Source organism: Pelagivirga sediminicola, assembly GCF_003072125.1.
GTDB lineage: Bacteria > Pseudomonadota > Alphaproteobacteria > Rhodobacterales > Rhodobacteraceae > Roseovarius > Roseovarius sediminicola.
This window is the reverse complement of sequence record NZ_QCYH01000003.1, coordinates 83,429-96,530: the sequence shown is the minus strand read 5'-3', so window position 1 is coordinate 96,530 and position 13,102 is coordinate 83,429. Positions and strand designations below refer to the sequence as shown.

At 63.7% G+C, this 13,102-nt stretch carries 12 protein-coding genes; 4 read left to right on the top strand and 8 right to left on the bottom strand.

Annotation, left to right across the window (positions count from 1 at the left end):
* Positions 1–87: 87 nt before the first annotated feature.
* From pdhA to DC366_RS06755, 4 genes are all read left to right on the top strand, one after another.
* A complete protein-coding gene (gene pdhA / locus DC366_RS06770; RefSeq protein WP_108691460.1) occupies positions 88–1,098 on the top strand; it encodes a pyruvate dehydrogenase (acetyl-transferring) E1 component subunit alpha in 1,011 nt (336 codons plus the stop codon).
* Positions 1,099–1,110: 12 nt separating this feature from the next.
* On the top strand, positions 1,111–2,499 hold the full coding sequence (locus tag DC366_RS06765) for a pyruvate dehydrogenase complex E1 component subunit beta (RefSeq protein WP_108691459.1): 1,389 nt from the start codon (positions 1,111–1,113) through the stop codon (positions 2,497–2,499).
* 12 nt (positions 2,500–2,511) lie between these two features.
* Positions 2,512–3,852: a pyruvate dehydrogenase complex dihydrolipoamide acetyltransferase gene (locus DC366_RS06760; RefSeq protein WP_108691458.1), complete on the top strand. Its 1,341-nt coding sequence runs from the start codon at positions 2,512–2,514 to the stop codon at positions 3,850–3,852.
* A 109-nt stretch (positions 3,853–3,961) separates the two neighbouring features.
* The gene (locus DC366_RS06755; protein ID WP_133176177.1) at positions 3,962–4,882 is read left to right on the top strand and encodes a hypothetical protein; all 921 of its coding nucleotides are present in this window, start codon (positions 3,962–3,964) and stop codon (positions 4,880–4,882) included.
* A 90-nt stretch (positions 4,883–4,972) separates the two neighbouring features.
* Here DC366_RS06755 and cysE read toward each other — a convergent pair whose 3' ends face one another.
* The 8 genes from cysE to DC366_RS06715 all read right to left on the bottom strand — a co-directional run bounded on the left by cysE (position 4,973) and on the right by DC366_RS06715 (position 13,102).
* Positions 4,973–5,779 carry a serine O-acetyltransferase gene (gene cysE, locus DC366_RS06750; protein WP_108691456.1) on the bottom strand — a complete coding sequence of 269 codons (807 nt, stop codon included), beginning with the start codon at positions 5,777–5,779 and terminating at the stop codon, positions 4,973–4,975.
* A 159-nt stretch (positions 5,780–5,938) separates the two neighbouring features.
* On the bottom strand, positions 5,939–9,958 hold the full coding sequence (locus DC366_RS06745) for a baseplate multidomain protein megatron (protein WP_108691455.1): 4,020 nt from the start codon (positions 9,956–9,958) through the stop codon (positions 5,939–5,941).
* On the bottom strand, positions 9,958–10,407 hold the full coding sequence (locus DC366_RS06740; protein WP_108691454.1) for a C40 family peptidase: 450 nt from the start codon (positions 10,405–10,407) through the stop codon (positions 9,958–9,960). Before DC366_RS06740 ends, DC366_RS06745 begins: the two co-directional genes overlap by 1 nt.
* Positions 10,404–11,291: a phage/gene transfer agent baseplate hub protein gene (locus DC366_RS06735; protein ID WP_108691453.1), complete on the bottom strand. Its 888-nt coding sequence runs from the start codon at positions 11,289–11,291 to the stop codon at positions 10,404–10,406. Before DC366_RS06735 ends, DC366_RS06740 begins: the two co-directional genes overlap by 4 nt.
* The gene (locus DC366_RS06730) at positions 11,288–11,920 is read right to left on the bottom strand and encodes a DUF2460 domain-containing protein (RefSeq protein WP_108691452.1); all 633 of its coding nucleotides are present in this window, start codon (positions 11,918–11,920) and stop codon (positions 11,288–11,290) included. Before DC366_RS06730 ends, DC366_RS06735 begins: the two co-directional genes overlap by 4 nt.
* A gap of 12 nt (positions 11,921–11,932) precedes the next feature.
* Positions 11,933–12,592, bottom strand: coding sequence for an RcGTA-type gene transfer agent tail tape measure protein (locus tag DC366_RS06725; protein ID WP_108691451.1), 660 nt, complete (start codon positions 12,590–12,592; stop codon positions 11,933–11,935).
* Positions 12,585–12,785 (bottom strand): rcc01693 family protein, encoded by a 201-nt coding sequence (locus tag DC366_RS06720; RefSeq protein WP_108691450.1) that lies wholly within the window; start codon positions 12,783–12,785, stop codon positions 12,585–12,587. Before DC366_RS06720 ends, DC366_RS06725 begins: the two co-directional genes overlap by 8 nt.
* Positions 12,782–13,102: a gene transfer agent family protein gene (locus tag DC366_RS06715; protein ID WP_108691449.1), complete on the bottom strand. Its 321-nt coding sequence runs from the start codon at positions 13,100–13,102 to the stop codon at positions 12,782–12,784. The genes DC366_RS06720 and DC366_RS06715 overlap by 4 nt, the downstream gene beginning before the upstream one ends.

Sequence of the window (13,102 nt, the reverse complement as noted above, 5' to 3'; positions counted from 1 at the left end):
CGCGCGATCCCGTCAACTGTTTGTGCCGTGTATAGTTTAGCGTTAAACTATCGGGTTAAAACAGGTCAACCAAGGGGGCTCTCGCCAATGGCTGCCAAAAAGAAATCAAGCAAATCAAACGCTTCTGCGGACGATCTGAAAGCGTATTATCGCGACATGCTGCTGATCCGGCGATTCGAGGAAAAGGCGGGGCAGCTATACGGGATGGGCCTGATTGGCGGTTTTTGTCACCTTTATATCGGGCAGGAGGCCGTCGTCGTCGGGCTTGAGGCCGTTGCCGAAGAGGGCGACAAGCGCATCACCACCTACCGCGATCACGGTCATATGCTGGCCTGCGGAATGGACCCGAACGGCGTCATGGCCGAGCTGACCGGCCGCGAAGATGGCTATAGCCGCGGCAAGGGCGGCTCGATGCACATGTTTTCGAAGGAAAAGCATTTCTACGGCGGGCACGGCATCGTGGGGGCCAACGTGCCCCTGGGTGCGGGGCTGGCGTTTTCCGACAAGTATCGCGGCAATGATCGCGTGACCTTCACCTATTTCGGCGATGGCGCGTCGAACCAGGGGCAGGTGTACGAGACGTTCAACATGGCGGCCCTTTGGGAATTGCCGGTGGTCTTCGTGATCGAGAACAACCAGTACGCGATGGGCACGGCTCAGAAACGCTCCACCTCCACCCCCGATCTTTACAAGCGCGGCGAGGCGTTCGGCATCCCCGGCGAGGCGGTGGATGGCATGGACGTGCTGGCCGTCAAGGAGGCCGGCGAAAAGGCGGTGGCGCATTGCCGCGCCGGCAAGGGCCCGTATATCCTTGAGATCAAGACATATCGCTATCGCGGCCATTCGATGTCGGATCCGGCCAAGTATCGCACGCGCGAGGAAGTGCAGAAGATGCGCGACGAAAAGGATTGCATCGAGCATGTGCGCGACCTGCTGCTGACCGGCAAGCACGCGACCGAGGACGATCTGAAGGCCATCGACAAGGACATCAAGAAGATCGTCAACGCATCGGCCGAATTCGCCAAGGACAGCCCCGAGCCGGACGAAGCCGAGCTGTGGACGGATGTCTACGCCGAAGCCGTGCCGCAGAAAGCCTGAGGAGCAAGATACATGCCGACAGAAATTCTCATGCCCGCCCTCAGCCCCACGATGGAAGAGGGAACGCTGGCCAAATGGCTGGTGAGCGAAGGCGATACCGTAAGCTCGGGCGATATCATCGCCGAGATTGAGACCGACAAGGCCACGATGGAATTCGAGGCCGTGGACGAGGGCACCATCGGCAAGATCCTGATCGAGGCCGGCACCGAAGGGGTCAAGGTGAACTCGCCCATCGCGGTGCTGCTGGAAGAGGGCGAAAGCGCCGACGACATCTCGGACGCGCCCAAGAAGGACGCAGCGCCGGAGCCGGAGCAAAAGTCCGAAAAGCCCGAGCCGAAAGCCGAGAAGCCCGCATCGAAGCCAGCCGAGCCCAAGGCGCCCGAGCCGGACCGCAGCCCCGACTGGCCCGAAGGCACGGAGACGAAAAAGCAGACCGTGCGCGAGGCGCTGAATGCCGCCATGGCCGAGGAAATGCGCGAGAATGACGAGGTGTTCATCATGGGCGAGGAGGTGGCTGAGTATCAGGGCGCCTACAAGATCACCCAGAACCTGCTGGAGGAATTCGGCGCGCGGCGGGTGATCGACACGCCCATCACCGAGCACGGCTTTGCCGGGATCGGCGTCGGCGCAGCCTTTGGCGGCTTGCGGCCCATCGTGGAATTCATGACCTGGAACTTCGCCATGCAGGCGATCGACCAGATCATCAACTCGGCGGCCAAGACGCTGTATATGTCGGGCGGCCAGATGGGCTGTCCCATCGTCTTCCGCGGTCCGAACGGCGCCGCCGCCCGCGTCGCCGCCCAGCACAGCCAGGACTATGCCGCGTGGTATGCGCATATTCCGGGCCTCAAGGTGGTGCAGCCCTACTCGGCCTCGGACGCCAAGGGCCTGTTGAAATCCGCGATCCGCGATCCGAACCCGGTGATCTTTATGGAAAACGAAATCCTTTACGGCAAATCCTTTGACGTGCCGGTGCTGGATGATTTCACCGTCCCGTTCGGCAAGGCCCGCATCTGGCGCGAGGGCGAGGATGTGACCATCGTCAGCTTTGGCATCGGCATGACCTACGCACTGGAGGCGGCCGAAAAGCTGGCCGAGGACGGCATCTCTGCCGAGGTGATCGACCTGCGCACCCTGCGCCCCATCGACTATGAAACCGTCATCGCCAGCGTTCGGAAAACCAACCGCTGCGTGACCGTCGAAGAGGGTTGGCCGGTGGCGTCCATCGGCAACCACATCTCGGCCATCCTGATGGAGCGCGCGTTCGATTACCTCGACGCGCCGGTCATCAACTGCATGGGCAAGGACGTGCCGATGCCCTATGCCGCGAACCTTGAAAAGCTGGCCCTGACCTCGACCAAAGAGGTCTTGGACGCGGTTCACAAAGTCACCTACCGTTAAGGAGAGAACGCGATGCCGACAGAAATCCTGATGCCCGCGCTGTCCCCGACGATGGAGGAGGGCACGCTGGCCAAATGGCTGGTCAAGGAGGGCGATACCGTATCCTCCGGCGATCTGCTGGCCGAGATCGAGACGGACAAGGCGACGATGGAATTCGAGGCCGTGGACGAGGGCACCATCGGCAAGATCCTGATCGAGGCCGGCACCGAGGGGGTCAAGGTAAACACCGCCATCGCCGTGCTGCTGGAAGAGGGCGAAAGCGCGGATGATATCGACACGTCCGGCGCCGACAAGAAAGCCGCGCCCGCCAAGGACGAGCCGAAGAAATCCGCGCCCGAAACCGAAGCGCCCGACACCGAAGAGGCCGATACCGAAGAGCCCGCCGTCGAAGCGCCCGCCGCGCCCAAGGATGCCGACGGCAAGCGCATCTTTGCCTCGCCCCTCGCGCGCCGGATCGCCGCGGACAAGGGGCTGGACCTGAGCGGGATCAGCGGCTCGGGCCCGCATGGCCGCATCGTCAAGGCAGATGTCGAAGGCGCCAGCGCCGCACCCGCGAAACAGGCCAAAGCGGCCGAGGCGGACGCCGTTGGTGCACCCGCCGCGACGCAGCCGGCCAAGGTCGGCCAGTCCGCGGAGGCTGTTGCCAAGATGTATGAGGGGCGCGAGTATCAGGAGGTCAAGCTGGACGGCATGCGCAAGACCATCGCCGCCCGCCTGACCGAGGCCAAGCAGACCGTGCCGCATTTCTACCTGCGCCGCGATATCCGGCTGGACGCGCTGCTGAAGTTCCGCAGCGACCTGAACAAGCAGCTTGAGGGGCGCGGCGTCAAGCTGAGCGTCAACGATTTCATCATCAAGGCCTGCGCGCTGGCCCTGCAATCGGTGCCGACGGCCAACGCCGTCTGGGCGGGTGACCGGGTGCTCCAGCTCAAGCCGTCCGACGTGGCGGTCGCCGTCGCGATCGAGGGTGGGCTGTTCACCCCGGTTCTGAAAGATGCCGACATGAAGTCCCTGTCGGCGCTCTCCGCCGAGATGAAGGATCTGGCCGCCCGCGCGCGCGATCGCAAGCTGGCGCCGCATGAATATCAAGGCGGCAGTTTCGCGGTGTCCAACCTCGGCATGTTCGGGATCGACAATTTCGACGCGGTCATCAACCCGCCCCACGGCGCCATTCTGGCCGTTGGTGCGGGGGTGAAGAAACCCGTTGTCGGCAAAGATGGCGAACTGGCGGTCGCAACGGTGATGTCCGTGACGCTAAGCGTGGATCACCGGGTGATCGACGGCGCGCTGGGCGCCGAGCTGTTGAAGCACATCGTTGAGAACCTGGAAAATCCGATGGTGATGCTGGCCTGACCGGGGGAGGCTGCCGCCCGCCCTGACTAAAACGAGAGCTTGAACTTGCTACCCACTCCGTGATTCACTGACCTCAATAACAAAAAACAAATACCCTGAGGTGAGCATCATGAAAATCAGAACGAGCAGTCTGGTCGCGTGCGCCCTGCTGACACTGCCCTGCGCGGGTTTGGCGCAGGACATTACCGGTTTGGCCACGCTGGGATACGCATATTCCTCCGTCTCCGGCGGGCGCCCCGACGTGAACAGCCTGTCGCTTGACGGCGCAGGCACATTGGGATTCCAGAACGGTTTCAGCCTGGACTTGGACGGGGCGCTAAAGCATGCGAATCCCGATCGCGGCGGCAACGCAGGCGTGTTCGACATCGGCGGGGTGCTGAATTACACGTTGTATACTGGGCCCGTGGTCGGCATCTATCTGGAATACGCCAGTCTGGACAGCAACGGCCTGCTCGGACGCGATATCAACGCGACCTCCTACGGCTTGACGGGCGGTTACGACGGCCCGTTGGTGCAGGCCAAGCTGTTTTATGGCGGAACCGACGCGACTGCCATCGTCGGCGCCACGTCGGACTGGACGGATTATGGCCTGAATGTGGGCTACACACCAACAACCTACACCACATTTGCCGCCCACTGGATGCGCAGTGATATCGACTCGGCGCTGGCGGATACGAAGGTGACCAGTATGGGGGTTGGAACCAATCATGATTTTGCCAATGGTTTCAGCGTGTTTGCCGGGATCAGCCATATGGATTTTGCCGCGCTTAACATCGATTCCACGTCATATGGGCTGGGCGTGGGGTATGATTTCAGCCAGATCGCCAGAGTGCCCGCGCAAGTTTCGCTGGAATTCGCGCGCACGACGATAGACCCGGTCGGACGAAATACAGATGTCGATTCGATCCGGCTGGGTGTCACCATTCCGATCGGTGGCAGTACATCCAGCGCCCCGCTTAACAGCGCCGCAAGCAACGCGATGTCGACGCGTCACAATGCGTTGTCCACATTCTACGATAACCTCTACTAAGGGTCGGGAACGGCGCGATAAACGCAAATGGGGCGAATTCAATATTCGCCCTGTTTGCATCAGATATTCACACTCGCGATCAGATGTAACTCAACGCACGCCCAACAGTTGATCCATCCTGACCGATGGCTGATCGCAGCCAGCCTCGCCCACGATCTTCGCGGGGACCCCGGCCACGGTCTTGCAGGGCGGCACCTCGGCCAGCACGACCGAGCCGGCTGCGATCCGGCTGCAATGGCCGATCTTGATGTTGCCCAGAACCTTGGCGCCGGCGCCGATCAGGACGCCATCCGCGATCTTGGGATGCCTGTCCTCTTCTTCCTTGCCGGTGCCGCCCAGCGTGACGGAATGCAGCATAGACACGTTGTCGCCAACGACCGCAGTCTCACCGATGACGATGCTGTGGGCGTGGTCGATCATGATACCCTTGCCGATACGTGCGGCCGGGTGAATATCGACGCCGAACACCTCCGACACGCGCATCTGAAAGAAACGCGCCATGTCGCGCCGTCCTTCGCGCCACAGCCAGTTGGCCACCCGATACGCCTGAAGTGCCTGAAAACCCTTGAAGAAGAGCAGCGGCAGGATGTAGCGGTCGCAGGCAGGATCGCGGTCATATACTGCCACGATATCCGCCCTCGCGGCAGTGCCGATCGCCGGGTCGCCGCGATAGGCGCCATCGCATATCTCGCGCAGGATCTGTTCTGGCAGCTCGTTCGAGGCCAGCTTCATGGACGTGCGATAGGCCAGCGATGATTCCAGCGTCTTGTGGTGCAGAATACTGGAATGAACCAGGCCGCCCATCAACGGCTCGTCCTTCACGGCGCTGCCCGCTTCGGTCGTGATCTGGGTCCAGACGGGATCGCATTCGGTCAGCTTTGCGTGCGATTTAGCCATGATCGAGCTCCTTTTTCTTGCGGCTCAATATAGCACGTGTGCGGCAATGGCAAAACGCAATGGAGTCAAATACGGTCAAACCGGCCGAGAAAAAGGCGCGGCCGGGTCTCGCCCCAACCGCGCCTTGTCAAGCCTGCCTTGCGCCAAAGCCGCCTGATCTCAGCCTCCCGCAACCGCCTGTGCAAAGACGCCCGGCCCGAATTTGGCCGAGATTTGCGCGACATGAACCTCGAACGGCATAGTGGCGCCGTCCATGGCCTGCATCGCCGGATCATAATGCCACTCCGGCGCGGTCAGAATCGTTTCGTGCAGCACAGCGCCGTCCTTGATCACGCGCAAAAGATAGCTTTCGCTTTCCTCGCCCAGCGGCACTTCTGGCGTATCCCACCTGTCGCCGTCGATTCGCGTCCGCCGGATCCAGATGGCGGCAACCGTGCCGTCCTGTTGCACCGCTGCCCGCAGATGCGCCGGGCTGTAGGGCCGCAGGCCGACGCCTTCGAATGCGGCCACCGCGTGCTGATAGGACGGATCATCCACAGACCGCCCCGCCGGCCCGATCCGGTAATGCCGCGCGCGCCTGCGCATCGTGTCCGGCAGGTCGATCTGCCGCGGGATACCGTCCAGCAGCACGACAAAGCTGCCCTCGGGCCAGCCGCTTTGGCCCGCGCTCTCGGTGCCCAATTGGCCACGCAAACGGCGGCTGAGCAGATAGGTGTCCGGCCCCACCAGAACGGCATCTCGAAACTGCATCAGCTCCCATCCGTCCGGCGTGCCATCGCCGACGGCACACAGGTTCGCCCCGTTCAAAAGCGCGGCCTCCTCCACGCTTTCCAGTCGCCCTGACAGCATCCGCACCGTCAGCGGCGCGCCATTGTCGAAATGTCCCGCAGGCGCGGGCGCAAGCGACGTCTCCAAGATACCGATCGTAGCGCGCGCTTCGATCAGGCTGTCCAGCCGATAGTTCGCATCACTGCCCGACACGTGCAGCGCCACCGTGCCCGGCCAGGGCTGACCCGTCACCGCCAGATGCGGCGCATGCGGCACCTCGTCACCGCTCATCAACGGCAGGTCCAGAAAGAAGGGCAGCACCGGCACGGGCGGCACAAACGGCCTGACCGAAGGCGCGTTGTCGGCCATTTCCAGCGGGCGATAGCTCTCTGGTTCGATCCGAACGCCGTCGATGCGCTGGGCATTTCCCATCTGCTCGACCCGGTCGATACGGAAAAGCCCCTTGCCGCCGTCTTCGTCGAGCGCGATGACATCGCCCGCGCCCAGCGCCAACTGCGAAGGGGGCAGCGTCAGCCGAACGGTATCGGTGGCGACGCGCGCCTCCGACAGCCAACGTTCGGTCACGGCGCGCCCCTCCGCGCGGGTCATCGCCAGCGGCACCTCGGATGTCGAGACGGCGTGCGTTGCGTCATCCGGCAGCACGGCCTCTTCGGCGATGACGTCGAAATCCGCGTCAGCTTCGACAAAGCGCAAGCGCACGCGCCCCGCGATCTCGACCGCGCTGGCGCGCGTTTCGTCCAGACGCGTGCCGGTTTCATCATCGCGGACCAGATGATCCATCGCGATCTGCGCATCGGGCAGCCCGTCGCGCATGCGAAAGATCAAGAAGCCATCCCGCTCGATCGCGTCAAACCCGTAGCGCAGCATCAGCGGCTGGAGCGCCGACCGCGCGTCGCCCACCTGGTCCACGGCATAACCACTGACCCAGCCATGCAGCCGCGATGTATCCAGCTGCGTCAGACCCGCGCGCCCGGCGATCTCCTCGACCAGTGTCGCCAATGACAGCGCCGATGTGCGCCCGGTAATCCAATGTCCGCGCGCATGGTTGCGTCCATCATCCCACAAGGTCTGATTGTTGGGAAAGAACGGAAACGGCCGCGCGTCCCACGCCCAGACATGCGCCCGGTCCATATCGATCATCGGCGCGCCGTATTCCTGCGATACCGGATTATGGGCCGGATCGGTCCAGTAACTGCGCATCGCGCGCAGATATTGCCGCTGGATCAGGTCGTCCCGCCGTCCATCGGAGAACTTGGGCAGCGCCGATTCCGACGATTTCACATCGACAAACTTGTTCGGCTCATTGGTCCCCTTGTCCACAGCAGCGCAGCCGATCTCGGTAAACCTGATGGGTTTGGATTGCGGCACCCACGCGCTGGGCTGGGACACGCGCACGCCGTCAATCCGGTCGTGATGCCCGTTCAGCCACCAGTTGCGGATGTCCTTGTAGCGCCAGACCCACGGCTCGCCATATTCATCATCCGTGATGGGCGTGCGAATTTGCGCCTCGGTCGCTTCGGGGGAATGATAGAACCAATCATAACCTTCGCCGCCCTCGATATTGGCTTTGAGATAATCCAGATTATAGATCGAGTCCCATTTCGCATCCGCATGGTCTGTGCCATCGCGCCAATCCGAAAGCGGCATGTAATTGTCGATTCCGATGAAATCGATATTCTCATCCGCCCATAGCGGATCCAGATGGAAATAACGATCGCCCGTCCCATCCTGCGGCTGATAGCCGAAATACTCGGACCAGTCCGCAGCATAGCCGATCTTGACGTCAGGCCCCAGCAGCGCACGCACTTCGGCCGCCAGCTCGATCAATGCCTCGACGGCGGGAAAACCGCCATTCGCGCTGCGGATCTGCGTCAGCCCGCGCATTTCCGAGCCGATGCAAAAGCTCTCGACGCCGCCCGCGGCAGCGCACAGGGCGGCATTATGCAAAATGAACCGCCGATAGCCCCACTCCTCCGGTCCACTGTATCGGACCGGCCCGCTGTCAACGGGTGTGGCCTGTCGCATCCATTGAAAGAAGTTCCCCTCTTTCGCGGATCCATCAAACACGGGCGGCGGCGCCTCTTCTTTCCCGGTTTCAAAATCCGCAGCCGACGCCGTGCCAAAGAACGCGGCCACCTCGGCATCCGCTTGCGCGGTGCCGTCAGGGCTTGCCGCGCGGCCGGGTGCATCTGACAGCGTGATACGTCCCCGCCACGGCAGCGGCGGCTGGCTGTCTGCATTGCTGTAGGGGTCGGGCAGGCTATTGCCGCCGATCTGATCCATCAGGATGAACGGATAGAACATCACATCCTGCCCGGCGTCCTTCAGCGCCTCGATCGCCTCGATCACGGACGCATCCGTCGGCGTGCCGCCATAGATCGCGGCGCCATCGCCGGTCTTCGGCACCTGCGGCGCTGTTTTGCGCGTCAGGCCGGCCACCTGCCACGGCATGTTGCTAGAATCAAATTGCGCCTGCTCCACCTTAGGCTGCAGGCTGCACGCGCCGCAGCGCAGATCGTTGCCAAACCAGCTGACCACCAGCGAGGTCGCGCGGCACAGCGGCAATTCGCCCGTCATGTTGTCCAAGGATGTCAGGAAATCGGATTTGCCCGACGGCGTGTTCACATTCGCCAGTTGCGACGAACCCGGCCCGAAATTCATCGTCACAGGGGTCGTGGCCAGCGCATACTCACCGCTGCCCGGCAACAGCGCAACAGCCCGCACCGAGCGTGCCGGATCCAGCCCATCAGGATCCTGCGCCGACTGCGACGGGCGCGTCACCTCGAACGTGAATTGCGGCACCCGGTTGCCATACTCGCCCAGGTCCAGATCCTCGATCACCACATAGGCCGTGCCGCGATAGGCCGGAACGCTGCCCGCGCCCTCGACCGCCTCGATCCTGGGATCGGGCAGCTGATCGCGCGTGCCGGTATAGACACGCATCGCCAGACTGTCGCGCGCAATTTCGCTGCCGTCCGCCCAGACACGGCCGACATGGCTGATCTCGCCCTCGCACAGCGCCAGCGCGATGCTGACCGAATAGCTGAACTGCCGCACCGTCGGTCCCTTGGGCGCGCCCTTGCCACCGCCCGCGCGTGATGTGCTGACCTCCTCGCGGAACTCTGTCGCCCAGATGATCTGCCCGGCCACGCGCATGCGTCCGTAAACCTGCGCAATGGCATCGCCCTCGCCCGATCCGGTCAGGCGCAACCGGCTAGCGCGCCCCGATTCCACCACGTCCGAGCCTTGGCCCAGAAGCCGCTGGTCGATCGAGCGGCCGATGATACCCCCGGCAAAACGCCCCACTGCCGCCATCGACAGCCCCGCGATCGTGCCGCCAACTGATCCGCCAATGGCCGCACCGGCAGCAGATAATAGAATAGTCGCCATCAGATACGCTCCTCGGGAAATGTGAACCGCGCCACGATCCGGCGCCGCCAGGGCAGGCTGAGCGGGCTTTCGACAACCGCATGGCCCGAATAGGCATGAACAAAGCTGGCATCCGCACCCACGCGCCCGGCGATGCCCAGATGTTTGGCGACCGCGCCATCGCGCATGCGGAACAGCAGAACGTCGCCCGGCGCCTCATCGCTGCGGGGCTTGGGGACCAGATGCCGCTGCGCGGCCTGCCATAGCGCTTCGATGCGCGCAGGTTCGGACCAGTCCATCGAATAGGCCGGCGGCACCTCCGGCTCGGCCCCCAGAACCTCGCGCCAGACGCCGCGCAGGAGGCCCAGACAATCCGTCCCGGCCCCCTTGCAAGATGCCTGATGCAGATAGGGCGTCCCGATCCAGTCGCGCGCGGCGCTGACAATGCGAAACTGCAAGGCGTCGCTCATCGCCGACTCCCCCCGTTCAGACTGCCCGCCTTGGACGGGTCCGAGATCGACCAATCATCGCCTGGAATGTCAGGAAACCCCTGATAATTAATAAGGTTCTGAAACTTGAGCCTGCACGTCTCCGCCCGTTTGTCACACCCCGCCTCAAGTCGAAGAAGATCCGCCAGCCGCACATCCGCGCGCAGCGGATGCCACAGCTCGATCACGCGTCGCGCGCCGTCCATGCGGTCACGCTTGATCATGCCGCTCAGCCCTTCGGCAGCGCCCGCAAGCACGACCAGCCGTCCGAATTGAAACCACCCCGCATCGAACCCGGCAAACGCGTCGAAATGAAATACGCGGCGCTCCTCGATTGCGGCGGCCCTGGTGTCCTTGGAATAGCCGGAGGTCGACGTATCAAAAGCGCATGCCCGGTCGCCCAGGACGGCGGAACACGGCTTTTGATACACCCGCCCCAAGGGCCGGTTCAGCACATCGGTCAGCCCGCGCAGCTCCGCTTCGAACGCCCCGCCCGAGCGACGCAATTCGCCGATCGTGCCGCGGAATTGCATATGGCGTTGCGACACGTCATGCCAATTGACCAGCCATGCGCGGATCTCGGCCCCGTCATAGCGTCCGGCCTCGATATCCTCCTCGCGGATCGACGCATCGCACAGCGCGCCCAGCGCCTCGGTGTTGTCCACCGACAGGCCCGTGGTCTGCTGAATCGCAAGCGCGCTCAGCCCGGTATCGGCGCGGAACGTGATTCCACCGAAGGTCAGCGGCCCATCGTGATCGGTAAATCCCAGCACCGTGCCGTCCTTGCGCGTCAGCGCCCAGGCGCGGCAGGTCGTGGTCACGGCCGTCTGCAGATGCGCGCGCAGCCCCGCGTTCAGCCCGCTCATACCCGGATCTCCACCACCGGCACGTTCGGAACGTCACCGGCCTGAAAGCTGGCGACACTGACCATGATCCGGTCCGTGTCAAAACGCACGGGCACGTCAAACTCGAATCCCGCGGTGATGCGTTCGCCGTCATTCGGCGGGTGCATGAATGTCACCAGTCCGGTCGCGGTATCGACCTCGTAATGCACGCCCTCCTTTTGCTCGTCGCCGCCGATGCCGATCTTGACGGTTCCGCGAACCGGCTTGGCGATGGGGCGCGTATATTCATGCTCGCCCGAGCGGTAAGTCTTGACCAGTTGGAACGAAGGGGTCACGTCGTCGCCGAACGCGATCAGCTGGTCTTCATACGCCACATCCAGCCGCGCGCCGCCGGATTTGTAGTCGGCCCAGTCCTTCCAGCGAAAGCCGTGGATTTGCCCGCGCCGCGCCTCGAAAAACGCGATCAGCTTTTCGATATCGTCCAGCCCCCGCATCGCCACGCCCGCATCATAGCGCCGCCGCGAATGTTGCCAGGGCGTGTTGCGCTCCTCGAACCCGTTGGCCAGCGTCACCACGTCGGTCAGCCGCTCAGGCCCCCCGACCGAGCCAAAGCTCAGGTTCGCCGGAAATCTCACTTCGTGAAAACCCATCGTTTTTCTCCCTTACCGATTGCGCTGACCGCGCCCGATGGCCCGGCTCATCTGAGCCGCGATCTGGCCCTGACTGCGCCGGAACCCTTCGGCATCAGGTGTGGAAATATTCATCACCACGCTCACATTGCCGCCGCCCCCGCCGCGCACGCCCAGCTTGCCGTCAGCGCCCCGCGCCAGCGGCATGATCGCCTCCGGCCCGGCCTCTCCCATCAGGCCGGTGCCGCCCCGCATCGGAAAGGTCACGGGCCCACTGACGATTCCGCCACTGGCAAAGGGCTGCACGCGGCCCTGCGAAAAACTCGCCCCGTTCGCAAACGGCATCAGCCCGCCCACGAGGCTGCCAACCCCGCTCGCCAGCAGCCCGCCAACATGATCCGTCACCGGTTTCACCGCGGCGTTGAACGCCGTGTTGATCATTGAATTGGCCAGCGTGCGCAGCGATGTCGACAGACTGTCGCCATCCACAACCGCGCCCTGAATCGCGCGCCGCAACCCCCGGCTCATCCCCCGGTCCAGCGTCGCCACGTCATAGCCGGTCCGCTCGAACGTGCCGCGCACGCGCCCCAGTTCCGCATTGAACGCCGCCGCCATATCGGTCGCCGCGCCCAAAGACCCGTCCAACGCCTCCAGTTGCGCGTCCAGCGCGCCCAAGTCTTCACTGTCACTCATCGTTCTCTCCTCGCGTATCGGGATAGGCTTGCATCAATGCCTCGAGGCGGCCGCGCTCCAGCGGCGCGGCCCCCTGCGCCTCGCCCAGCATCAGCCGCAGCTCGGCCGGGGTCAGCGACCAGAATTCGGCGGGCTTGAGGCCCAGCCCGCGCAGGCCCGCCTGCATCAGTCTGGGCCAGTCAAACCCGCTCATTGCGCCTCCGGCAGCATGAAGGCCCGCGCCAGCAGCTCTGCCGCCGCGCGGGCGGCCGCCAGCGGCCCGCCTTCGATCTCGGCGGCGATCAGATCGCCGGCGGACCCCTGCCAGCCGCCGCCGCGCAGCCCCGCGACGATCAACGCCAGTACATCACGCGTCGAAAACCCGCCCGCCTCGAACCGCTCGACCAGATCTACCAACGATCCCGCTGCCAGCCCTGCTTCCAGCTCGGCCAAGGCGCCCAAAGTCAGCTTCAGCACGCGCCGCTCGCCGTTGATGATCAGTGCCACCTCACCTGCCCATGGGTTTGCCAT